Origin of the sequence: Xylanibacter brevis P6B11 (genome assembly GCF_000621825.1) — a bacterium.
Taxonomy (GTDB): Bacteria; Bacteroidota; Bacteroidia; order Bacteroidales; family Bacteroidaceae; genus Prevotella; species Prevotella brevis.
The window spans coordinates 86,618-110,315 of the sequence record NZ_JHXG01000007.1 but is presented as its reverse complement, the minus strand read 5'-3'; the positions used below and the strand labels follow the sequence as shown (position 1 = coordinate 110,315).

The following is a 23,698-nucleotide window of genomic DNA, read 5'->3' as shown; positions in this document are numbered from 1 at the left end:
TAATCATATTACTTAAAACTATCAAGCTTCTTAATCCAGTACTTTCTGACATCTTCCCAACGATAGTATGGATAGGTGGACGTCTGGACGGGTAGGGTGGCCTCACGCTCGTTGAGCAGCGCCTTAACCAACACGTCGCCTTGGCCTCTCTTAGGCTTGTAGAATATCAGTTGGATATTGCAAGCCATGGGGAATATCTTGTAGTTCTGCCAATGATATTCCACGTCTTCGAGGCGTTCAACAATAATGCCGCAGGAGTCAAGTTCCATCAGACAAGCCAGTGGCAGTACGCATACCTCGTGACCAAAGCGCAGGGTGGCCTGTGGTTTTCTCAGCGCTACACAGGTGTCGGCCGTCTGAATGATGTTGGTCAGCAGATTATACTGCGAGAAAGGCATTACGCTTTCTGATAGTGGCGAGGGACCATAGTTCTTATACCATCCGGCATTCTGAATGCGCCACATGTCGTATAGCTCGTCGAAGGTGAAGAGGTCTGTCATATTTTCCCTGTTGTCATGGCTCTGCATGTTGATGACCACTTCGAAGAGCTGGCGCATGAATGTAGGCGCATCAATATTCTGACGTGTCCATTCTGCATCGTTAAATAATGCTTGCATCAGTCGTTCGGGGTGCGTATGTTGATCTCTGAAAGCGATTAATACGCTATCACCCTTATGTCGGTTTTCTTTTACGACACCTTCTTGTGGTTGATTCAGGTAGTACTGAAGCGACTCGCTTACATCATTGTGAATGTGGGCAGTGGGGTTGGCTGCCATCAGTTCTTCACATTCAGCCACCATCGATAGTATGCAACGATTTACGACAGTAGAGCGAGCATCAATCTGCACCCCCTTCGTCTTGACGAATATCTCGGGGAAATGCTCTGTCATACGGCGCCCGATGTCGTGATGCTGGCGCTCACCTACGGTAGTAAGGTCGCCAAAGCGCTTGTGGGTGGTCTTCTCAAAGCATTTCAGCTGATTCAGTGTTCTTTCTCCCAGGCTGGTCAACTTATCCTCCTCGTGTGCCTTCAGCAGAGGATTGATGACGTTGGTATAGCTATTGGGGTCTATGAGCCAGCGCGAACCGTGACGGCCATAGTGCGACATGTAGAAAGGAACATAGCCTCGCGGGGCCTTCGTGTATTTGAAATCGGGCAGTTGACGGTTGTAGTCAATATAGTTTGAACCTGCCAGATAGATGTTTTTTCTAATGTCATCGCGAGCTGTCTGGGCTTGAAGCGCAATGCCGCTGCTAAGGAAAGATAGTAGTAATAAGAATGTTCTCATGTTCTATATATTATTATGGTGCAAAGTTATAAAAAAGAAATGAAAGCCCGTCATGTTTCCCGCTTTTTCTGTTAGATAGCCCTCTATTTAACGGTCGCTGACATTTTTTGCCGTTTTTTATCCACCTTTTTATGACACCTTTCGGCAGAAAGCCTTATATTTGCAGCCGAAATTATATTTCGTTTTTAAAGATTATGATGATGAAGAAGACAATTGCAACCCTTGTAGCGCTATTCGCTGTTATGACAGTCAGCGCTCAACAACCAGATACATTGCGCTTTATGAATGACTATCGCCAGTTTGTGGGTTTTGTTACAACAAAGCCCGCACTCACCAAACCTGTGGCCGACTCGCTGATAGCACGTCAAGACGCATTGCGACGCCAGTATCGCAAGGTGAAGCCCATGCTCACCAACGCACAAGTAGAAGAGTACAACCGCCTGAAGGGTCGCTATACGAAGAAGATGCTGGAATATCGTGGCAATCGCGTGGGCGACGGTTTAAGCGCCACAGGCGATAGCATTGCGAAAACAACCGGCAGAGTAGGGAGCGCCGTAGGCGGGTTCTTTAAAGGATTGTTTAATAAATAGGGGAGTTTGTGAGTTCGTTGTAGCGTTTCGATGATCGTAATTCCCTTCAAAAAACATAGGAAATCATGATGAATTATCTAGAAATAGCAGCTGTTGTTCTCCTCGTTGTGATAGGTCTTTTTATCTATCGCAACAAGGCAAATGAGGAACGTTGAATTGTTAAAGTTAGTTTAAAGCAGCACGAAAAAAGTACTTTTTGGTGAAAAAAGTAGTAACTTTGCAGTTCAAAACAACGTAAAAAGCGTGAAAATACAACAAGTGCTGAGCGCCCTTGAACAGTTCGCGCCCCTGCCGCTGCAGGAAAGCTGGGATAATGCTGGCTTGCAGATTGGATTAACAGAGGCGGAGGTTTCAGGGGCATTATTGTGTCTGGACGTGACTGAACGCATACTTGACGAGGCTATCGCCAAGGGATGCAATATGGTGATTAGTCACCATCCGTTGTTGTTTCGCGGACTGAAGCAGGTGGCTGGCGCCACAGATGTGCAGCGCGCTGTCATGAAGGCCATCAAAAACGATATATGTATCGTTTCGATGCACACCAACCTGGACAATGCTCAGGGGGGCGTAAACTTCAAGATTGCCGAGCGACTGGGACTGGAAAATGTGGAGTTCTTCGCAGAAAAAACGGTCGAAGGCATTACTTGCGGAAGCGGTGTTGTAGGCCAACTGCCTGAAGCGATGGCTGCCGACGATTTCGTGCTGATGGTGAAACGCCAGTTGGAGGCCGAGAGTGCTATGTGCAACGAGCTGTTGCGCCGCCCGGTACAGCGAGTTGCCATATGCGGAGGCGCAGGCGATTTCTTGCTTGATGAGGCTGTAAAACAGGGCGCAGATGCCTTCCTCACAGGCGAGATGCACTATCATCAGTACTTTGGATATGAGCAGCAGATTCAGATTTGTGTGGTGGGTCACTACGAGAGTGAACACTTCACTTGTCAGCTTTTCAGCGAGATTCTGGCTCAGGCCTGTCCAGAGGTGAAAACCTTTGTTGCAGAGACAAATACAAATCCAATATTATACATTTAAGGCCCATGCCCCTATGGTGGCCTCCTCCTGCTAAGGGGGATAAGAGGGGGGCTTAATTATGGCAAAGAAAGATCCTACAGACTTGTCAGTAGAAGAGAAGTTGAAGACTCTCTTCCAGTTGCAGACAGCCCTGTCGTCTATCGACGAGAAGAAGGCGCTGCGTGGTGAGCTGCCTCTTGAGGTAGAAGACCTGGAGGCCGAAATCGAGGGTTTGACCACTCGTATTGATCGTATCAAGAGCGAGGTGAACGATTTCGAGCGCGCCATCTCACAGAAGAAAGGCGAAATTGTTGAGGCTCAGAACAGCGTGGAGCGCTACAAGCAGCAGCTTAACGAGGTGCGCAACAACCGTGAGTATGACACACTCTCAAAGGAGATCGAGTTCCAGTCATTGGAGATTGAGCTTTGCAACAAGAAGATCAACGATGCTCAGAAGATGATTGCTGAGAAGAACCACGAGCTGGAGGCCAGCGAGCAGGTGCTTGGCGAGAAGCAGGGCGACCTGGATCTGAAGAAGAACGAGCTGGACGAGATCATGGACGAGACACGTGCAGAGGAAGAGAAACTGAAGGAGAAGGCTCATGAGCTGGAGGCTAAGATTGAGCCACGTCTGCTGACTTCTTTCAAACGCATCCGTAAGAACGCTCGCAATGGTCTGGGTATCGTGTACGTACAGCGTGATGCTTGTGGCGGTTGCTTCAATAAGATTCCACCTCAGCGTCAGTTGGATATCAAGATGCACAAGAAGGTGATCGTATGTGAGTACTGCGGACGTATCCTGATCGACCCAGAGCTGGCTGGTGTAAAGACCGAGAAGCCTGTTGCTGAGGAGAAGAAGACTCGTCGTCGTACGTCAACCGTACGTAAGACTTCTAATTCAAAGAAGAGCTCTGACGCCAACGATATGGATTAAATAAAAATGCTGGTCTTTTCAGGTCAGTTCCGTATAATGGGGAATATTCTGTAAAAAGGAATATTCCCCTTTTTCGTAGTCCATGCGGCAACAGAAGTGCTGTAGGCCGTTGGAGACCACGAGATAGTCAACGTGCAACAGGCGGTTATAGACGGTTATCTGGTCGAACACGTGCTGCGTGATCTCTATCTCGGGGGCTTTGTATTCTATAATCATAACGGGTTGCATCTCCTTATTATATAATATGGAGTCGCAACGCAGTTTTTTCTCACCTACACGCAGTTCTACCTCGTTGGCCAGCAGCCCTCGGGGGTAGTCTTTCTGCTCAACCAGGAAATGCGTAAAATGCTGGCGCACCCATTCCTCGGGCGTCAGTGCCACGTATTTTCGGCGTAAAAAGTCGAAAATCTCATAGCGCTGGCCTGTTTTGCGCAATTTTATGTCGTACGCAGGTAGGTTTATTCGATTCATTTTTGTAATTTTGCAGCAAAAGTACAAAAAATAATTGTGAAACCACTATGGCCGAGACCAAAAATGTGACCTTCGAAAGCATCATGCGTGAGTTGATGGACGGCAAATATCGTCCTGTCTATTACTTGCATGGCGATGAGTCTTACTATATAGACAAAATAAGCGACTATATAGCTGAGAACGCCTTGCAGCCAGAAGAACGTGACTTCAACCAGACGATTCTTTTTGGCAGTGATACCAACGCATCGCAGATCGCAGATGCAGCTCGTCGCTATCCTATGATGGCCGAGCGCCAGGTGGTGATTGTAAAAGAGGCTCAGAACCTCAAAAGCACGGATGCGCTGGAAAAGTATATCAAGCAGCCACTGGCCAGTACGGTGCTCGTTGTTTGCCATAAAAACGGCAAAATAGATGGTCGCAAGCGTGAATTGGTGAAAGCCATACAGGAGAATGGCGTGCTCTTTGAAAGCAGTAAGGTGCGCGAGCGCGAACTGCCACACTTCATCGAGAGCTATCTCAAGCGTCGTGGGGTGGGCATTGATCCTAAGTCTGTTCAGCTTATCGCCGATGCTATTGGTGCAGATTTGAGTCGTCTTACCAGTGAACTGGATAAGGTGATGCTGAGTCTGCCGGAAAATGATCGTCGTATCACACCACAGGTTGTGGAAGATCAAATAGGGGTGAGCAAAGACTTCAATGGCTTCGAACTGAGAGATGCTATAGTCAACAGGAATATTTTCAAGGCTAATCAGATAATCAACTATTTTTACAAGAATCCAAAGGCTGGAAGCATCTATTCATTTCTCCCAATGCTCTTTAATTATTTCCAAAATCTGATGCTGGCCTATTATAGTCCCAAAAAAGGCAGTCAGGAGGGCGTGGCAGAGTGGCTAGAATTGAAATCTCCATGGGCTGCCAAAGACTACATGACTGGCATGAGAAATTACTCTGCGATGAAGGTGATGCAGATCATTTCCAAACTACGTGAAATTGATGCCAAAAGTAAGGGTTTGGATAACCCAAATACCCCTCCAGAGGAGTTGATGAAGGAATTAATTTTCTACATTTTGCACTAAAAAAACACTTTTTCCACTCTATTTTTATCTAGAATGAGCACTCCTGAGGGGTGCTTTTTTTAGTGCTAACTGTCTTTGTATTCAGGCATTTAGATTCATTTTACCCCCTTCAAAACTCGCGTATTTTTAATCGTTCGAATGCTCGCCCAGAATTTTTAAGCTATGCCATTTTTGCGTGTTTTGGGCACGTTTAAATTTAGTGTTAGCATTTATTAAGATTTTATTTTCTGAACTTTGAGAGTTTAAAATTTAAAACTTTCATGCTAATTTAGTATTCAAATAGCTAAAATTTAAGATTTAAAACACTAAATCAAACACAATAAATTTAAATATAAAAATACAAATATCTGTATTTAAACTTACATATTCATAAATATACAACAACGTATATACAACTATAAACGACTGAAAAACAATCAGTTAAGTATAGTTTGCTCTAAAAATTATATCCTTTACACCCTTGTATACCCCTTATTCGCCGTATATCCCATATATTCCACCTTTTAGTATGTAAATACCCTATTAAAAGCCAGTTAGTTAGCTAAAAATCATTCTAATATAGCTTTGTAATGCTTTAATCATTAAAATTCGAATTTATGAATTTAAACGAGCATATTCACATCTATGCTCTTTTATTTTGCAAATGTAAAACAATAAATTCAAAGTTTTATATTTTAAATTTCTCTTTAAATTTGTTGCGCGTATCAAATTTTTGTTTTACCTTTGTAAACCGAAAGAAAACATGCCTTTTTAGGCCTAAACCATACTCATTACTGATATGAAGGACAGAATTAGACAGATTATGGAGTCTCAACACATGACTCAACAGGTGTTCGCCGACTTCATAGGAACCACCCCAGCAACCCTGAGTGGTATCTTCAATGATCGCACCCGCCCCACCATTAACATCGTAGAAGCCATCAAGAAGAAAATTCCTAACATCAATACCGATTGGCTACTTTTTGGTGCTGGCGACATGTATCAGCACTCCTCTACCCCGGATGAGGAGGCACAGCTATCGCCTGAAAATGGTGCTCAAGGGGGGCTTTTTTCATCCGAACAGATGTTGGATTTCTCTGGAAATCCTGCTCCTATGCCTCAAAATGCGGTTCAGGCACCCCATTTTTATAATGGTGTAAGAAATACACACTTGGAAAATGTGCGCGAAGAGGTAAGAATAGTTGACAAACAGCCTCGTAAGGTCACCGAAATACGTGTTTACTACGATGATCAGACCTGGGAGAGCTTTGTTCCCTCCAAAAAATGATATATTAGCGTGATTTTTTCTTTTATAATTGCTTTTAGCCTCCAAATGTTGCATTTGGTGGCTTTTTTTCGTCTTATGAGCTATACCTTCCCTGCGCAGCAGGCTAAAACTTCCGCGATTGGGGCCGCCTACGGCGGGAAATTATATAAAATTGAAAACAAAATTTTTCATTTTTATTTTTTTCTTGTCTGACACAAGCCGAAGGGATATATAATCTCTGTTTAATTTTGAATCAGATTTTGAAAAATTTCCCTGCGCAGCAGGCTAAAACTTCCGTGATAGGCGGCCTCATATCATGGAAGAAGTAGCCAGTTTCGCAGGGATGCTATACCTTCCGCTGTAGGCGCTTAAATCTACATACTGATGAAGAATTCTCCTTGGATGCCTTACAAGCCCTTCTCCGGTTCTCCAGATGACAGGAGTAAGTAAGTCTCCCCTCGGGGAGATTTAGAGGGGGTTATTTCTCCTCGAGAATTGGACATAGGTATCCCTGCTCGCAAGGATGTCGTTGCGAGCAGAGATACGCCCATAGGGGCTAAAAATAAGCTGTTGTGGGTGGTCAGGCCCTCTTGTACCGCCGCCAAACAGGTAGATAGACATCTTTTTAATACCTTTTGTGTTTAGCAGTCGCATGCAGCCACTCTGGACATCTGACATAAAAATATAGAGGGGAACCTGCGCATTGTTTGTCTCACAGACAACAGAGGACGGTCGTCCTTTGTTGGCGTTCGTGCGATATGTGGGATCGGTGAGCTTCTGTAAGTCCAGAAGTTCAGCCTTTCCTGGCGTCTGGTCGAAGTCGTAGGCGTAGATACCTTCGCTTTCGCCGTGGGTTGTGGTCTCAATGGTCATTGCCAGTGCCTGCTGTGTTTGTGCGCACAGGATGCAGAGCATTGAGATGATAAATATATATAGATGTCTCATGGACAGTATAGTCTTTTGGAGGTAATATTTTCAAAATATCTCTGCAAAGATAGTGTTTTTTTTCGAAAACACCAAAAGTTCTTGAATTTTTTTCATGCTTTAGCATGAAAGTTGTAAATAACAACCCCCTCCCCCTCCTAAACAACAAACAGCGCACCCCTGAATCGGTGCGCTGTTTATTGTTTAAAGTGAAAAGTGAGAGGTGAGAAGTGAGAAGTGGTGCGCCTGCGGCGCAAAACAACCCCCTCTAAATCTCCCCAGGGGGGAGACTTGCTTATTTCCAACCCCCTCCCTCGGGAGGGTCGGGGAGGGGTTGCTGGGTTGTGTTGTTTCCTCCCCTCCCATGTAGGGGAGGGGTCGGGGGTGGGGTCAGTGTTGTTCTAACTGCCAATGGAGATACAGACCCCACCCCTGCCCCTCCCCTTCTTGCGTCCCTTCGGTAGCAAGCGAGCAGAGCTCGAGCGGAAGTGAGGGGAGTTCAGCGGATGCTATATGCAATTTATAGAACATACCAAAAAAAGAATCTTTCGTACTATGCGGTTGAAAATCCAAGGACCCCCCAACCCCTCCCCTACATGGGAGGGGAGGGGTTGCGCAAGGTTCAAGCTAAGAAAACAACCGCACAGGTCGAAAAATTTGACTTTTCCTGTCGGCCGTCGAGCTATACCTTCCCTGCGAAGCAGGCTTCATTCGGTAGGAGGGCTATAACCAATAAACATTAAACAAAATGAGTTTACCAAGAGGAATCAGAAATAATAATCCTTTGAACATTCGTCGTTCTAAGGATAAGTGGCAGGGCTTGAGAGCCCAGCAGACAGACGCTGCGTTCTGTCAGTTTGAAACAATGGCGTATGGCTGGCGCGCAGCCTTCGTGCTGCTGACGCGCACGTACTACCACACATATCGGTTGTTTACCATCCGAAACATTATCAGGCGGTGGGCGCCTGAGAACGAGAACAATACGGAGGCGTATATCCGCAACGTGAGCCGACTGACGGGCATAGACCCCAACGAGCCTCTGGGCATACCGAGCGACAAGCCGGGACGCTGGATAGCCTTAGGTCTCGCGATGGCGATGCAGGAGAACGGGGCTGACGCCACACTAGACACCTTCGCCGTGTTGCGAGGGTGGGAGATGAGGATGGAGTGACCCCTCCCCAGTCCCCTCCCGAGGGGACTGGGGGTTTTTTCTTTTTGTGGACTAGAAATTTGGTGGTGTAGTTATTTATGCTTACCTTTGACTGCGTCGCGCTCGGCGCTTTGCGACGCTTATTCGAGTGGAACGAGTCTTAAGAAGGTACTGTCGTTCGAAAGAAAAAAATAAAAAGCGAGCCTTTTTATTTTGTTCTTTGCTCACTTATTCGTACCTTTGCAGAAGATATGAAGAAATATATTCTGGATTTAACGGTGAAGTCTGTAGAACAGGTACACGAGCGCTATGTACTGGTGAAACTGACTTCGAAAGAAACACTCCCTCAGATGTTGCCAGGACAATTTGTTGAGGTGCGTGTGGACGGCTCTGCCACTACATTCTTGCGCAGACCAATCTCTATTCATTTTGTAGATTACCAGCAGAACGAACTGTGGCTGCTTGTGGCATGCATTGGCGATGGTACTAAGGCTATAGGAGCCCTGAAATCGGGCGATGTGCTGAACTGTGTGCTGCCTCTGGGGCATGGCTTTACGATTGCTAGCGACAACAGGAAATGTCTGCTCGTAGGCGGTGGTGTGGGTGTAGCACCACTGTTGTATCTAGGTGCCGAACTGAAGCGACAGGGCGTTGAGCCAACCTTCCTGTTGGGTGCACGTACGGGCAAGGACCTGCTGATGCTTGACGAGTTTAGGAAATACGGTCGAGTGATGGTGACCACAGAGGATGGTTCTGAGGGCGAGAAGGGTTTTGTGACCAACCACTCGGTGCTGGAGCAAGAGCAGTTTGACTTCATTCAGACTTGCGGCCCCACGCCTATGATGAAGGCGGTGGCACGTGTTGCCCGCCAAAAAGGCATCGATTGCGAGGCTTCGCTCGAGAATCTGATGGCATGCGGCCTAGGCGCTTGCCTTTGTTGTGTAGAGAAAACCACCGAGGGTAACTTGTGTGTATGCAAGGAAGGCCCGGTGTTTAATATCAAAAGACTGTTATGGCAAGATTAGACGTTAAGATAAAGGATCTGTGCTTGAAGAATCCCGTGATGACGGCTTCTGGCACGTTTGGCTATGGATTGGAGTTTCAAGACTTCGTGCCCCTGGACGGCATTGGTGGTATCATTGTGAAGGGAACCACCTTGAAGCCTCGTCAGGGCAATGACTATCCCCGTATGGCTGAGACCCCACAGGGCATGCTGAACTGCGTGGGCCTGCAAAACAAGGGTGTAGATTATTTTGCTGAGCACATCTATCCTCAGTTAAAAGATATAGACACCAACTGGATTGTGAACGTCAGTGGTTCGTCTCCTGAAGATTATGCCGAGTGTGCTGCTCGTATCGATCAGTTGGAGAAGGTGCCTGCCATAGAGCTGAATATCTCGTGTCCTAACGTGCACGATGGCGGTATGGCCTTCGGAGTGACGTGTGCTGGTGCCGAGAGCGTGGTGAAGGCTGTTCGCGAGCGCTATCATAAGACACTCATCGTCAAATTGTCGCCCAATGTGACCGACATCACCGAGATAGCGCGTGCCGTAGAGGCTGCAGGTGCCGATTCCGTTTCACTGATCAACACGCTGATGGGTACGGCCATCGACATCGAAAAGCGCCGTCGTGTGCTGAGCATTGGTACTGGCGGACTGAGTGGCCCTTGTGTGAAGCCAGTAGCGCTGCGCATGGTCTATCAGGTGGCTCGTGCCGTTAAGATTCCCGTTATCGGACTGGGTGGCATCACTACGGCTACCGACGCCCTGGAGTTCCTGATGGCTGGTGCTACTGCCATAGAAATCGGTACAGCCAACTTCCTAGATCCTGCCGTGACCATCAAGGTACGCGATGGCATCAACGAATGGCTTGATCGTCATGGAGTTGATTCTGTACAAGACATTATTGGTTGCGTAGAGTAGCTTTAGCGATATATGAAAATGAGGTTGCTGGATTTTATGTTGCAGCAACCTCATTTTTTTTATGATTGTAAAAAAAAGAGGCTTCCTATTTGGAAGCCTCTGTCATATCGCCCTCAATGTAGAGGCGCGTCATTTCTTTTGCACCGTTGGTACGCACGGTGATGGATTTCTTAAAGTGTCCGGGGAACTTTCCCGTGCCGTTGTATGTAACCTTAATCTCGCCCTTCTGTCCAGGCTGGATAGGGGTTTTGGTGTATTCAGGTACCGTGCAACCACAACTAGCTACAGCCTGATTGATAACCAGCGGCATCTCGCCAACGTTCGTAAACTTAAACACGCATGTTACGATAGGATCGCTCTCGGGGAAATTGCCGAAGTTGTGTGTCAGTGTGTCAAACTTTATTTCTGCTGGCTTTTGAGCCATCATTGTTGTCATAGCTCCGATGAGCATCAAGGTCATGAGTATCAGTTTCTTCATAATAATTACAGTTTTTTCTTCTTTCGACGCAAAAGTACTCATTTAGTTTGGTTGGCAACAGGAAAACGGTATTATTTTAATCTTTTTTAATAGAAAGCCACTTGTAATATTCTGTGGCTCCCAGCAGAAAACATCCCGTTCCGTAATCTTCGAAGTCTGGCTCGCGGTCGAACGAAAGTGGCTGTCCGTCAGCCGGTTCTTTGCCTGTGCCCTGCATCCATCCCAGGAATCCATTCTTGTGCACCACCGAGGCTATTGCCTTCCATGCTTTTTGGGCGATGGGCGCATAGTCCTTTTCCTTCAGATAACCTTGTTGCATGCCCCAGCAGATGCCATAGAGGAAGAGGGCCGTGCCGCTGGTTTCAGGCATGGCATAGTTGGTGGACACGAGACTGGGATTCCAGAAACCATCCTCGCGCTGACAGTTTTTCAGTGCCTTGCTCATAGCCATAAAGTCGCGTTTCAGCTCTTTATATGCTTTTTCGCGGGTTGACAACTCATTCATCGAGCGCACCAAGGCGGCATATACCCATCCGTTGCCGCGACTCCAGTAGCAATCTTTGCCATCGGGCTCCTTGTAGGGTGGCACGAAGTCGGCATCGCGCCACCACAGTCCGTCGCGCTTGTTGTAGAGTCCACCGCCACACTCGTTGCGGCTCCAGCGATACATCTTCATAGCATGGTCTCTGTAGGCCTTGTTGCCAGTGATATGATACATCTGCATATAGAGAGGCATTGCCATCTGTATCGCATCAATCCATGTCCACCAGCCGTATAGACTACCGTTTTTCTTGTTGATAGTCAGCATCTGATGATCCAGATTCAGTCGAGCTGGTGTGAGCATCTGGTCGTCTCTTGTGCTGAGGTAGCGTATCAGGTATGTCTGTGCACAACACTGGTCGTCGGCATCGCAAGTGTTCACGCCGTTGCGTGGCGTCCACTGGTGGAAGCCAGCCCAGCGATCGGTGTAGTCCAGATAGCGCTGTTGCGGATCCACTTCCTGCAGAGCCATCAGTCCCTCGTAGTACACAGCACGTGTCCACAGGTGCGATGGACGTATCTTTTTGACGTTTGTAGGCAGGGTAGGGTCGTCGTATTTCTCCATGAAGTAGTCGTTGGCACGGCGTGTCACATTGAGTACCTCTTCTGCATTCTGTGCACTCATCATGATGGCCAGGGCCGCCAGCGTAAGTAGTAAAAAGAATCGTTTCATTGTTTTATAGAATTAGTTTCAGTGTGCAAAGTTAGCAATTATTTTCTAAAAAGACACGTTGTTTCCAAAAATAATAGTAACTTTGCAGGCTGAAAGAAAAAACATAAATATATAAATATGTATAGAACAAATACTTGTGGCGAGCTTCGTCTTGCCAATGCCGGCCAACAAGTGACACTGGCCGGATGGGTTCAGCGTACACGTAAGATGGGCGGTATGACCTTCGTTGACCTTCGCGACCGTTATGGTATCACTCAGCTGGTCTTCGACGAGTCAAAGGATGCTGACCTCTGCGACCGTGCCAACAAGCTGGGTCGTGAATTTTGTATTCAGATTAAGGGACTGGTGAGCGAGCGTCAGTCAAAGAACCCCAAGATGCCTACAGGCGATGTTGAGATTCTGGTGTCTGAGTTGAACATCCTCAGCGAGAGTCTGACGCCCCCATTCACCATCGAGGATCAGACCGATGGCGGCGATGATATCCGTATGAAGTATCGCTATCTGGACCTGCGCCGTCAGGCTGTGCGCAAGAATCTGGAACTGCGTCATAAGATGACCATCTTGATTCGCAACTTCCTTGATTCACTCAACTTTATCGAGGTTGAGACGCCTATTCTCATTGGTTCTACGCCCGAGGGCGCACGCGACTTCGTGGTGCCCAGCCGCATGAATCCCGGACAGTTCTATGCACTGCCCCAGAGCCCACAGACGTTGAAGCAGTTGCTGATGGTCAGTGGTTTCGACCGTTATTTCCAGATTGCCAAGTGTTTCCGCGATGAGGACCTGCGTGCCGACCGTCAGCCCGAGTTCACACAGATTGACTGCGAGATGTCTTTCGTTGACCAGGAAGACGTGCTCGAGGTCTTCGAGAATCTGGCTCGCCACCTGTTCAAGGAGATTCGTGGCATTGAATTGCCCCCACTTCAGCGCATGACATGGCACGAGGCTATGCGTCGCTTTGGTTCCGATAAGCCAGACCTCCGCTTCGGTATGGAGTTCGTAGAGCTGATGGACGTGCTGAAGGGTACAGGCTCATTCCCCGTGTTCAACGAGGCCAACTATATTGGCGGTATCTGCGTGCCAGGCGCAGCCGACTATACTCGCAAGCAGCTGGATCAGCTGACCGACTTTGTAAAGCGTCCTCAGGTGGGTGCTAAAGGTTTGGTTTATGTGAAGTTCAATGCCGATGGCACTGTGAAGAGCTCTATCGATAAGTTCTACGAGCCAGAGGTATGGCAGAAGGTGAAAGAGGCTATGGGTGCTAAGGATGGTGATCTGGTGCTCATCCTCAGTGGCGACAACGCCAATAAGACCCGTGTACAATTGTGCACCCTGCGTCTGGAGATGGGCGACCGTCTGGGACTGCGCGATAAAGACAAGTTCGTATGTCTTTGGATTGTTGACTTCCCACTGTTTGAGTGGAGCGACGAGGAGCAGCGCCTCATGGCTACACACCATCCCTTCACGCTGCCCAACCCCGACGATATCCCCTTGCTCGATACCGATCCAGCAAAAGTACGTGCTGTGGCCTACGACTTTGTGTGCAACGGCGTAGAGGTAGGCGGTGGTTCACTGCGTATCCACGATGGTAAGCTGCAGGAGAAGATGTTCCAGATTCTGGGCTTTACACCAGAGCGTGCTATGGCACAGTTTGGCTTCTTGATCAACGCCTTCAAGTATGGTGCACCCCCTCATGCAGGTCTTGCTTTCGGTCTCGACCGTTTTGTCAGCCTTATGGCTGGTCTCGACAGCATTCGTGACTGCATCGCATTCCCCAAGAACAACTCTGGTCGCGATGTCATGCTCGATGCTCCTGGCGAACTTGACCCCAAGCAGTTGGAAGAACTGAACCTGAAAGTAGATATTCAGGAAAAAGAATAAGCTGAAAATAGTTTCATATTCAATAAGTTGAAAGGCGCAGATGACAAATTTTCTGCGCCTTTCTTGATATTGGTCAAGAAAGTTTACATCAATATTAAAATCTGCTAAAATAATGCGAACATCTTTAAGAAATAATTGTATTTTTGCAACAGAATTAATCTAATTCAACTTCAATAGTATTAATTTTTAAGTATTATGGCAGAAAAGAAAGCTACAACTAAGAAGGCTGCTACTGAGACAAAGGTTGCTGCAGCCAAGAAAGCTACCACGACCAAGAAAACTACAACCAAGAAGACTACTGTTGCAGTAAATGCAGAGAACATCGGTTTCAAGGCAGGTGATGTATATCAGGCACTTGCTGCTGCTGACAAGGCTCTCTCTGTAAGCGAGATTGCTAAGGCTGCAAAGATTTCAGAAGAAGAGACTCTGCTGGGTCTTGGCTGGCTCTTTAAAGAGGGCAAGCTGCAGAATGCAGACGACAACAAAGTTGCTCTGGCTTAATCATAGCAGAACAATAACTAATAAAGCGATAACCAATAGCCACTATGGATATTGGTTATTGTTTTGTGTGTAGATATGAATTACGAACAACAGATATTGCATATTCTATCGGAGGTGGGCGAGCGAGGTATCAGCGTCTCGTCGCTTGCCAAGCATGTATATAACATGAGTTGCACGCTCTTCTCGCAGCCAGACTTGCAGGAAGTGCACCAGTTTGTACAGCAATACCTGTTGAGAAACTCAAAGTCGGCCCAGAGCTTGATAGAGAGTACAGGCCGCAGGGGGTATTACAGGCTGAACACGCAGAACAATGCGGATGCCCGCCAGTTGATGCTTGAGTTTGCTGAAGAAATGCCCGAGGCAGAAGAGCCGGAAAACGAGAAACCCAGTCAGGATTTCTCGCTCAGTCTGTTTGATTTTTGAAAAACATCCTTATATAGCTGCAGCAATTGTTCTGCCGTCTTTTTCCAAGAGAACAATTGCGCACGTTTCAACCCAATCTCTTTTTGTTGTTGGTAGTAGGCTTCGTCGCTTTCCAACTTGATGAGTGCATCGGCAATCTCATCGGCCTTTTCTGGATTTACCAAAATGGCATCAGAACCGCCTATTTCAGGCATAGACGACGTGTTGCTAGTGATGACAGGCGTTCCGCAAGCCATTGCCTCGAGAAGTGGAATGCCAAAACTCTCGCGCAGTGAGGTGTAGAGGAACGCAAAGGCATTATTATAGATAAAAGGTAAGTCGGCATTGGGAATATAGCCCGGCATAAAGATTTTCTTGCGGATATTCTCAATGTGGTTGCGCGTGATGATGCCATTCAGGTAGTCCTTGTCCAGATCGGCCATCAGTAAAGGTCGCTTCACGCATGAACGTTCCAAATAGTTGGAGTATGCTATCAAGGTGCGCTCTGTATTCTTCTTGGGATCGGTGTTGCCGAGAAAGAATAAGAAGCCGGCCTCTAATCCATCCAATGGGCGAGGAGAACTAAGTGGTTTGAACCATTCGTTGTAACCATTGTAAATCATCGCCATCCGTTCCTCTTCGATGCCTAGCTTATGCACGATGTTGTCTTTCTCGAAGTTAGACACGGTGATGATGCGCTGGCATTTGTCAAGAATGCGCGGCACCACCAGTCGGCGATAGAACCACCCCATGTTTTGGTAGAGCGATTTGTTGCTCTTGTCACGTGGTTCCAAGAAGATAATGTCGTGAAGAGTCAGCACCAATGGAATATCGCACCAGATTGGTGCCGTGTTGCTGGTGCAGTGCAGCAAATCAACTTGTGCTTTCTTGGCAGCCTGCGGCAATGCCACTTGTTCCCAAAGCGGGTAGGAGGGCATGTTGACCTCAACAATGTGGAAATTCTTCGTGTCGTTGACACAACGGTCGGGACCAGGTTTCACGAAAACGAAATATTCGTTCTCATGATCCATCTGTTGCAGTTGTAGAATCTCCTGCAGCACCACATAGTCCATGCCGTGCTTGTTTTTGCGGAAGATGCGCTGTGCTTCGATGCCTATTCTCATAACGACTTGATGATTTTTGCAGGAACACCACCTACTAAGCTCTTCTCGGGCACGTCCTGTGTGACCACAGCGCCAGCTGCCACCACCGCATGTCTTCCAATGGTGACACCTGGCAGAATGACTGCGTTGGCACCTATCCAGACGTCATCGCCAATGACTACAGGCTTGGTTGTGACGCCCTGTTCGTCGATGCGCTTGGTTGTGTCGGTAAAATTATGGTTTAGGGCGCTCACCGTGATGCCCTGTGCCAAGTTCACATGATTGCCAATGGTTACAGGACCAATAATCGTGTTGTGAAGTCCAATGCGAGTATGCTTACCAATAATCACGTCGCCTACAGCATTGTTGATGCACGAGAAAGACTCCACCACGCTGTGGCTGCCCAGCGAGAAACAACGGTATGGAGGTGTGTCCATACGTACGCTGAGGTAGATCTTGGAGCCCCTTCCGCGACGCTGGTAAAACGGAGCCAGTACTCGGATATACCAGCGTGGTCGGGCATCGCGCTGATTCATGATCAGCCAGTCCAACAGTTGTTTTATCTTGGGATTTCCTTTTAGCTGTGTTCTCAATGAATCCTTATCCATAGCGTTATTCATTTATCATATTTCTCCATTGTGTAGCAATCGCCCGGATGTCGAATCTGCATGCAATAGCCATTGCTTCTTTTGATTTTTGGTTCCAGTCCATTGTTGTTGCCTGTTGCATGCAGCGTGCCAAATCTTCGATATCTCCATTTTTGAAGTATAATCCAAAGCCACCCATAATTTCTTTGCTCACACTTAGGTCTGATGAAACAATAGGCAGTCCATGTGCCATTGCTTCAACCAAAACCAAGGGCATGCCCTCCCAGCGCGAACTGAGAATATAGACCTGAGCCTCAGAGTAATACCTCTGAACATCGTTGGTGAATGGGTGAATGGTGATTCTGTCTTCCAAGTGATTTTGCTTGATGAGACTTCTATATGTTTCTTCTTCCTCGCCCTCACCCACAATGTCGAGCGTCCACTCCTTGTTGTTCTTTGCAAACAAGGCGAAAGCCTTGATCAGCAAGTCAAAACCTTTATGCAGAGGCGAGAAGCGCCCCACAGCTAGGAACTTCTTGGATGTCCCCTTTGAAGGTTCTCCAGGAATAAGCGTCAGAGGATTGTATATAACCTTCGTGGGAATATGATATGCCTTTGCATCATGTTGACAGAGCACAACCGTCTCATCAAGCTTGTCCAGTTGCCATTCATAATGTTTTCGCAGTTCTGGTCCTAGGTAGCGCGAATCATCACCAAAGAGTGCCTGGTAGGAATTGTGTATCCATCCAATCAGTTTCGTGCCATTCAATTGCTTTCTGCATGCGGCCAGACGTACAGCCAATGGTGCATGCACCCCTATGATTGCATCGTAATGTCCTTGCTGCAGCTCCTTCGCCAGTGCATTCCTCTTCTCTGCAGGAAAAGAACTGTGAGCATAGAGGTCGGATGTGAATTTGTTTTTTGGCAGGAACTTACGATACAAATAGCTATACGCTTTGCAGAGCGGTAGCTTCCATTGTGGCGTGTCTGGATAAGCAAAATGACGAATGGTCAGAACGTCATCCTTCCTGATCAGTGGAGGCTGGTCGAGTGTCACAATGGTCACATCAAAGTCTTTCGCCAATTCCTCGGCAATTACCCTTGTCACTCGTTGCACACCGCCAACAGTGAATATCGAGTCTACTAAAAAGCAGATATGTTTCATATTCGTTCGCAAAAATACAAAAAAAAATTGATGGTTTCAAAGAAAAACTGTATATTTGCACAAAAATGCAATTATTACGTGAAAATCCTTTTCCTTACATATCACGGATTTGAGGAATCTAGTGGCATTTCCAAGAAAATGCTTGCTCAAATTAAAGGGCTGCGTCAGAACGGTCATGAAGTGCATGTATGCTATTATGATTTTGCAGCAGATGGTTCACGTTGTCGATATGTAGATGGACAGATTATCTGTAATTATGGGCGTGGTAAATGGGCTTCGTTACTGCAGCGGATGGACTATAGATGCGTAGAAACTTATTGTAAGCAGCATCGTATAGAGTTAGTATATGTTCGCTGTTTTATGAACGCTTCTCCCTTTACTATTCGCTTGTTTAAGCAAATTAGGAAGAATGGAATCAAGGCCTTGATGGAAGTTCCAACCTTCCCATATGATGGGGAATTCAGTTCTTTGCCTTTTAAATACAGAGCGGAACATATTTTTGACAAATTGTTCCGTCGTCGGTTGTCATCGTATATGGATGCTATAGTCACGTTTTCTGATGCTCGTGAAATATTTGGCCAGCGTACCATCCGTATCAGTAATGGTGTAGATTTTGACAGCCTTCCACTGCATATGTCATCAGTTAATTGTCATGAGGAACCAGAACTACATCTCATTGGTGTCGCAGAAGTACATCCATGGCATGGTTTTGATCGTTTGTTGACTGGATTGGGTGAATACTATCAACAAGGTGGAACACAATCTGTTGTGTTTCATATTGTAGGTGGAATTGAAGATTACATGATGCGCGATTTCCTATCTATTATTACGCGATATCAAATCAAAGATAAAGTTGTATTCCACGGAAAGCTATATGGAGATTCGCTTGACGAGGTTTTCAATCAATGTCAGTTCGCAATAGGCTCTTTGGCTCGTCATCGTAGTGGTATAACTAGCATTAAGACCCTAAAGAATAGAGAATATGCTGCGCGTGGTATTCCCTTTATCTATTCTGAATATGATTCCGATTTTGAAGGTCAACCTTATGTCATTAAGGCTTCGCCTGATGAATCTCCGATAAATATTCAAAGTATAGTTGATTTTATGGCGCATTTTGATATGAAGCCTTTTGAGATACGGACAACTATAGAGTCACTTTCGTGGAAGAATCAAATGCAAATTGTAATGGAGTCTGTAGCCAATTAATAACTATAACATGATGATGAAAACAACTGCTCCCGATATAACAGAGTGTTCGCCTTTAGTTACTATTGGCATACCTGTATATAATGTTGAACCATATATTGAGAAGTGTTTATTGTCTGTTCTAAACCAGACTTATCAGAATTTGGAAATTCTTGTGGTTGATGATTTGGGTACAGATAATTCTATGCAGATTGTTGCTGCATTGCAAAAATCTCACCCTCGTGGTGATTTAATTAGAATTGTCGCTCATGATATGAATAAAGGTATTGGAGAGGCTCGAAATACAGCAATCCGTGAATGTAAGGGTAAGTACCTCTATTTTATTGATTCTGACGATTTTATAGAATCCAATGCCATACAATTGTTAGTAGAACAAGCAGAGAAATATAACACTGATGTAGCAATTGCTTCTCATCGTCGAGTTGCTTTGGATACTGGTGAGGAGTTGCCTACTTATCAATATGCAAAATATCAATTATTCCAAGGAAAAGATGCCTTTGCAAATTATGTTTGTCAAGACTTGCGTTGGCATGTAGCTATAGTTGTATGGAATATATTGTTTTCTGCTGTTTTTCTTAGAAAGAACGATCTGCAGTTTTATGGTAGGAAAGAGGAAGATGCATTATTCCTTTCTGATTACTATTCGGAGGTGAACACAGCAGTTATTATTCCTGATATTACTTATAATTATGTATCTCGACCTAATTCTATTATGGGATACATGGCAAGGAAGCAGATTCCTATCCGTGAAATACGTGAACGCTTTCAAACGGATTCAATAATGACTTCACATTGTGCTCGTTTGAAAGATCGCTCATTTTATGATGTACATTGTGCAAGAGTTATGAAGCATAAGTTTCGTGCAGTGTGTGTGGCACTTCGTCATCGTCATCGTTTTACAGAAAAAATATTTAATGAAGAAATTCGACAAGAATTAAAGCATCCGGCTTCTATTTCAGAGATAATACGGTTTAAGCGATACAGGGGCTTTCACTTTTTCTTTTATCTTTTGAGTAAGTTGCCTTCCTCTCTTTTCGTTTGTTTTTCATATATATTAGGAAGAACCATGAAGTGGATATAATTTACCATATGAAAAGGATTATTTATGTACTAAAATCGTTTGCGTTAAAAGCAGGGACAGAGCGTGTTATGTCTGATAAGATGAATTATTTGGCAGACCATGGTTATGACGTAACGTTGGTTACATATGAACAAGGAACACATCCTTTGGCATTTCCTTTGCATTCTTCTATTCGTCATGTAGATCTTGATACACGTTTCTTTCTTGTTGATAAATACGGCTTTTTGAGGCGTTTTTTCAAAAAGCTACAGTTGCGTCGTCAATTCAAGAATCGATTACAAATACAGCTTGATGAGTTACACCCCGATATTCTTATCACTACGACATATTCTATTAAATTGATAGATATTATTCTATCAATTAAAACTTCCGCTTTTCGGCTAATAGAATCTCATGTTGCTTGCTATACGGTAAAAAAAACATATGACTATCGAAATAAGCCTTTTCATCGTTTGATAGCAGCTCGGTATGACGATGTTGTCTTGAATAAGGTGGCAAAGGCTGATTATTTTATTTCTCTTACACAAGGTGATGCTGCTGATTGGAGCCAATATGTTCCTAATGTGATAGTTATTCCTAATCCTGTTACTTATATTCCAGAGACAGTTATTCCTCATAACGGAACTAGTCATAGAATAATTTGTGTTGGTCGTTTACATGAACAAAAGGGTTTTGATCTGTTGATTGATGCTTTTAGTATTGTTGCCAATCGTTGTTCTGGATGGCGGATAGATATATTTGGCGAAGGTTCAAACAAAGAAGTGTTGGAAAGAAAGATACGTCATTATAATTTAGAAAGCAGTATTACTTTGAATAGCCCAATAAGTAATATATATGACGAATATCAACGTAGTGATTTTTTGGTATTAAGTTCACGATACGAAGGTTTTGGTTTAGTTTTGGTAGAAGCTATGTCTTGTGGTATTCCATGCGTATCATTTAAATGTAAATATGGTCCAGAAGAAATAATAATAGACGGAGAAAATGGGCTTCTAGCTGAGAATGGTAATGTGGAAGATTTGGCTGCGAAAATGTTATGGATGATAGAACACGAGGAAGAACGAAAGATGATGGGGAAGCAAGCACGTAAAGATGTTCATAAATACGAAATGAATGTAATCATGACGAAATGGGATGAATTGTTCAAGTATTAAATAATTAGGAACGTGTTATGGCAAATTGGTACAAACAATATTTAAGCATTTATGGTAAACCGTTCTCTGAGGTTCCGCAGGATGTTGTTGAGGGTATCCGTCAGCGAATACGTACTTTACAGAGCGAAGAGCCTTTGGTGAGTGTTGTTGTCATTGCTCATAACGAGGAGCGACGCATGCCTGCATGTTTATGGTCGTTAAGCGAACTTCAGTCGAAGTATCCTCTGGAGATTATTGGTGTGAATAATAACTCTAAAGATGGTACGGAGGAAATCTATAAGACATTGGGTATCCCGTATTTTAATGAGGAGAAGCAGAGCCCAGGCTTTGCGCGTAAGTGCGGACTGGACAATTCTCGAGGAAAGTACCATTTCTTTATTGATGCCGACACGCTCTATCCCTCTTGCTATGTTGACAAGATGATGGAAGTGCTTACCAAGCCCGATGTCTCTTGTGTGGGCACTTTCTGGAGCTTCTATCCTGACGAGAAGCATTCTGCATGGAGCTTGTTCTGGTTTGAGTTCATGCGCGATACCTTCTTGTGGATACAGCATTTCAAGCGCCCAGAGCTCTGTATCCGCGGTATGACCTTTGCTTTCCGTGCCGACTATGCGCGCCAAGTGCAGATACGCACAGACATTCGTCGTGGCGAGGATGGCTCGTTGGCTTTGTCACTGAAGCAGTTTGGTAGGATAGCATTCCTCTATAATTGCAGGGTTCGTCCCATGACAGGCTATGGCACACTTGGCAAACAGTCTGTTTGGAAGAGTTTTGTTGACCATGCTCGCTACCAGTTGAAAGGCATTACTCGTATCTTTCACAAGACTGATCACTACGAAGATTCCGAAGATAATTTGGTAAAGTAGCGCCAAACGAACTGTTTGGGGCCTCCAAACGATGTGTTTGAAGCCTCCAAACCTATGGTTTGGTGATTCAATAGTTTCTCCTTTCTCTTTGCCGACCTAGGTCGGCAGATGTGTTGACGTAGGTCGGCAAATGAAAAAGTAACGTTTTTCAATGAGAAAAGTATCCTTATTCCAATGGCATATCGAACTGATAGCACCAGTTTCCCTTAGCATCGCGTAGATTTCCGCGAGGACCATGCTGATTGCCACTCTTCATATAGTCGCCATTCACGGCATAGCGGACACGACAATTAAGTGGCGATTCTGAACAATGAATTTTGATGGTGTTACCTTCAAGAATGATGTTTTGGGCAATATCCTGATTCTTCTGATTGATAACGCTGAAACCATAGAGGTTAACCTTGCGAACCTGTGTGGTGTCGAGTGTCAAGGGAGGCGTGGGAACGTTGAGCTCTATCGTGACATTGTTATCCTCAAAAGAGGTCTTTACTGGGATGAGGCCGCGAAAGCGCTCGCTACCTTTCATGATGCCTAGTGCCGTTTGCGCAGCAAGCATGCCCATGCTTTGCTGACACTTGGCGTCGATATGTATTTTCTCGTTGACACAACTGTAGGGATAGGTTGGTCCGCTTGCCCAGAAACGAGGATTGTTTTGCAAGAGATTAACGAAAGTTTGTGGCACCTCAGTCTCCCTGCATTCGTATGCTTCGGGCTTGAAGTCAACGGCTCTGCCAAGTGAATTAGCTTGGTAACAGATGAAAGGGATGCTATCCTTTTGATGTGTTATCTGCAGGATATCATCATTCATGTCTTTCCAGATTTGAGTCAGCATGTCGTGATAGATGGTGCTGGGATAGTCCACAATGTCCGATTCGCCCTGCATCCAGCAGATGGCTGGAACGATGAAGTCCCATCCTCTTTCCTGTGCTGTCTCGTATGCCGATTGAATATTCTCAATGAAGCGCTGATAGGGTAGTGTGCCTTTGCTCAGATTGGCAATGGCTGTGGCTCCTTGTCCGCCAGGGAAGATACATATCAGGGTGTCTTCGCCAAAGTGGTCGGCAAGTACTTCTGCCATCTTATACACAGACAGCTCGTAGGCACGCTTTTGGTAACCAACCACTTTCTTGAACCAATATTTCTTGGGGTCATTATCGAAATAGCCGAAACGATGATCTAAGTTCTCTGTCACAATGCGTCCATCGGCATAGGCAGCCAGTGAGTCGAAGTCGGTCATGCGCTCCGCCTCCTCGCCCATGGCCAGACTCTGACCATAGACAGGAATGCAAACCACCGTCTTATGTTCGTAGTTCTCCTGGCAGGCGGTAAACAGAAGGCTTGCAAAAAGTAGAATATACGCATTCAGTCGTTTCATACACAGCTTTTGTCTTTTGAGTTATTCTGCAAAGATAAGCGATAATACCATAATAACCAAATTTTTTCTCCTTTATA

General features: G+C 45.6%; 24 protein-coding genes. 15 read left to right on the top strand and 9 right to left on the bottom strand.

The window, feature by feature from the left end; translation table 11 throughout:
- Positions 1-8: 8 nt before the first annotated feature.
- A complete protein-coding gene (locus T496_RS0103345; protein ID WP_027449491.1) occupies positions 9-1,289 on the bottom strand; it encodes a histidine-type phosphatase in 1,281 nt (426 codons plus the stop codon).
- Between the two features lie 194 nt (positions 1,290-1,483).
- Between T496_RS0103345 and T496_RS0103340 the strand changes: the two genes are divergently transcribed.
- The 3 genes from T496_RS0103340 (at position 1,484) to T496_RS0103330 (ending at position 3,821) form a co-directional block, all read left to right on the top strand.
- Complete coding sequence (locus T496_RS0103340) at positions 1,484-1,879, top strand: hypothetical protein (protein WP_027449490.1); 396 nt, start codon at positions 1,484-1,486, stop codon at positions 1,877-1,879.
- A gap of 243 nt (positions 1,880-2,122) precedes the next feature.
- Positions 2,123-2,908 (top strand): Nif3-like dinuclear metal center hexameric protein, encoded by a 786-nt coding sequence (locus T496_RS0103335; protein WP_027449489.1) that lies wholly within the window; start codon positions 2,123-2,125, stop codon positions 2,906-2,908.
- Between the two features lie 58 nt (positions 2,909-2,966).
- Positions 2,967-3,821 carry a zinc ribbon domain-containing protein gene (locus T496_RS0103330; protein WP_027449488.1) on the top strand — a complete coding sequence of 285 codons (855 nt, stop codon included), beginning with the start codon at positions 2,967-2,969 and terminating at the stop codon, positions 3,819-3,821.
- Between the two features lie 18 nt (positions 3,822-3,839).
- Here the strand turns inward: T496_RS0103330 and T496_RS0103325 are convergent, their stop codons facing one another.
- The gene (locus T496_RS0103325; protein ID WP_027449487.1) at positions 3,840-4,292 is read right to left on the bottom strand and encodes a type I restriction enzyme HsdR N-terminal domain-containing protein; all 453 of its coding nucleotides are present in this window, start codon (positions 4,290-4,292) and stop codon (positions 3,840-3,842) included.
- A gap of 47 nt (positions 4,293-4,339) precedes the next feature.
- Here T496_RS0103325 and holA point away from each other — a divergent pair, with 47 nt between their 5' ends.
- Both holA and T496_RS0103315 read left to right on the top strand, forming a co-directional pair.
- Positions 4,340-5,368 (top strand): DNA polymerase III subunit delta, encoded by a 1,029-nt coding sequence (holA, locus tag T496_RS0103320; protein WP_027449486.1) that lies wholly within the window; start codon positions 4,340-4,342, stop codon positions 5,366-5,368.
- A gap of 778 nt (positions 5,369-6,146) precedes the next feature.
- Positions 6,147-6,635, top strand: coding sequence for a helix-turn-helix domain-containing protein (locus T496_RS0103315; protein ID WP_027449485.1), 489 nt, complete (start codon positions 6,147-6,149; stop codon positions 6,633-6,635).
- Between the two features lie 447 nt (positions 6,636-7,082).
- Here T496_RS0103315 and T496_RS0103305 read toward each other — a convergent pair whose 3' ends face one another.
- Positions 7,083-7,559, bottom strand: coding sequence for a lactonase family protein (locus T496_RS0103305; protein WP_027449483.1), 477 nt, complete (start codon positions 7,557-7,559; stop codon positions 7,083-7,085).
- A gap of 727 nt (positions 7,560-8,286) precedes the next feature.
- On the opposite strand from T496_RS0103305, the gene T496_RS0103295 reads away from it, so the two are divergent.
- The 3 genes from T496_RS0103295 to T496_RS0103285 all read left to right on the top strand — a co-directional run bounded on the left by T496_RS0103295 (position 8,287) and on the right by T496_RS0103285 (position 10,609).
- Complete coding sequence (locus T496_RS0103295) at positions 8,287-8,709, top strand: hypothetical protein (RefSeq protein ID WP_027449482.1); 423 nt, start codon at positions 8,287-8,289, stop codon at positions 8,707-8,709.
- 230 nt (positions 8,710-8,939) lie between these two features.
- Positions 8,940-9,713 carry a dihydroorotate dehydrogenase electron transfer subunit gene (locus T496_RS0103290; protein ID WP_027449481.1) on the top strand — a complete coding sequence of 258 codons (774 nt, stop codon included), beginning with the start codon at positions 8,940-8,942 and terminating at the stop codon, positions 9,711-9,713.
- Entirely contained in the window at positions 9,701-10,609 is a 909-nt protein-coding gene (locus tag T496_RS0103285) for a dihydroorotate dehydrogenase (RefSeq protein ID WP_027449480.1), read from the top strand. The genes T496_RS0103290 and T496_RS0103285 overlap by 13 nt, the downstream gene beginning before the upstream one ends.
- Before the next feature lie 85 nt (positions 10,610-10,694).
- Here T496_RS0103285 and T496_RS0103280 read toward each other — a convergent pair whose 3' ends face one another.
- A complete protein-coding gene (locus T496_RS0103280; RefSeq protein WP_027449479.1) occupies positions 10,695-11,087 on the bottom strand; it encodes a DUF1573 domain-containing protein in 393 nt (130 codons plus the stop codon).
- 76 nt (positions 11,088-11,163) lie between these two features.
- Positions 11,164-12,300, bottom strand: coding sequence for a glycoside hydrolase family 88/105 protein (locus T496_RS0103275; RefSeq protein WP_027449478.1), 1,137 nt, complete (start codon positions 12,298-12,300; stop codon positions 11,164-11,166).
- A gap of 117 nt (positions 12,301-12,417) precedes the next feature.
- On the opposite strand from T496_RS0103275, the gene aspS reads away from it, so the two are divergent.
- From aspS to T496_RS0103260, 3 genes are all read left to right on the top strand, one after another.
- Positions 12,418-14,181 (top strand): aspartate--tRNA ligase, encoded by a 1,764-nt coding sequence (gene aspS, locus T496_RS0103270; protein WP_027449477.1) that lies wholly within the window; start codon positions 12,418-12,420, stop codon positions 14,179-14,181.
- Positions 14,182-14,376: 195 nt separating this feature from the next.
- Positions 14,377-14,682, top strand: a complete 306-nt coding sequence (locus tag T496_RS0103265) for a winged helix-turn-helix domain-containing protein (RefSeq protein WP_027449476.1) — start codon at positions 14,377-14,379, stop codon at positions 14,680-14,682.
- Positions 14,683-14,757: 75 nt separating this feature from the next.
- Complete coding sequence (locus T496_RS0103260) at positions 14,758-15,105, top strand: hypothetical protein (RefSeq protein ID WP_027449475.1); 348 nt, start codon at positions 14,758-14,760, stop codon at positions 15,103-15,105.
- Here T496_RS0103260 and T496_RS0103255 read toward each other — a convergent pair.
- The 3 genes from T496_RS0103255 to T496_RS0103245 are packed head-to-tail and all read right to left on the bottom strand — an operon-like array spanning position 15,072 to position 17,939.
- A complete protein-coding gene (locus T496_RS0103255; RefSeq protein ID WP_027449474.1) occupies positions 15,072-16,208 on the bottom strand; it encodes a glycosyltransferase family 4 protein in 1,137 nt (378 codons plus the stop codon). The genes T496_RS0103260 and T496_RS0103255 overlap by 34 nt on opposite strands.
- Positions 16,205-16,795: an acyltransferase gene (locus T496_RS13350; RefSeq protein ID WP_044110597.1), complete on the bottom strand. Its 591-nt coding sequence runs from the start codon at positions 16,793-16,795 to the stop codon at positions 16,205-16,207. The genes T496_RS0103255 and T496_RS13350 overlap by 4 nt, the downstream gene beginning before the upstream one ends.
- A gap of 4 nt (positions 16,796-16,799) precedes the next feature.
- Complete coding sequence (locus T496_RS0103245) at positions 16,800-17,939, bottom strand: glycosyltransferase (protein WP_027449473.1); 1,140 nt, start codon at positions 17,937-17,939, stop codon at positions 16,800-16,802.
- Between T496_RS0103245 and T496_RS0103240 the strand changes: the two genes are divergently transcribed.
- From T496_RS0103240 to T496_RS0103225, 4 genes are read left to right on the top strand one after another with little or no spacing between them, the layout of a single operon-like run.
- Positions 17,931-19,145 carry a glycosyltransferase family protein gene (locus tag T496_RS0103240; protein WP_231477991.1) on the top strand — a complete coding sequence of 405 codons (1,215 nt, stop codon included), beginning with the start codon at positions 17,931-17,933 and terminating at the stop codon, positions 19,143-19,145. The two genes, T496_RS0103245 and T496_RS0103240, sit on opposite strands and share 9 nt — an antisense overlap.
- Before the next feature lie 10 nt (positions 19,146-19,155).
- The gene (locus T496_RS14360; RefSeq protein WP_052342053.1) at positions 19,156-20,226 is read left to right on the top strand and encodes a glycosyltransferase family 2 protein; all 1,071 of its coding nucleotides are present in this window, start codon (positions 19,156-19,158) and stop codon (positions 20,224-20,226) included.
- Positions 20,227-20,234: 8 nt separating this feature from the next.
- Positions 20,235-21,380 (top strand): glycosyltransferase family 4 protein, encoded by a 1,146-nt coding sequence (locus T496_RS0103230; protein WP_044110591.1) that lies wholly within the window; start codon positions 20,235-20,237, stop codon positions 21,378-21,380.
- Positions 21,381-21,397: 17 nt separating this feature from the next.
- On the top strand, positions 21,398-22,246 hold the full coding sequence (locus tag T496_RS0103225) for a glycosyltransferase family 2 protein (protein ID WP_027449470.1): 849 nt from the start codon (positions 21,398-21,400) through the stop codon (positions 22,244-22,246).
- Positions 22,247-22,412: 166 nt separating this feature from the next.
- Here the strand turns inward: T496_RS0103225 and T496_RS0103220 are convergent, their stop codons facing one another.
- On the bottom strand, positions 22,413-23,621 hold the full coding sequence (locus T496_RS0103220) for a sialate O-acetylesterase (RefSeq protein ID WP_027449469.1): 1,209 nt from the start codon (positions 23,619-23,621) through the stop codon (positions 22,413-22,415).
- Positions 23,622-23,698 lie beyond the last annotated feature (77 nt).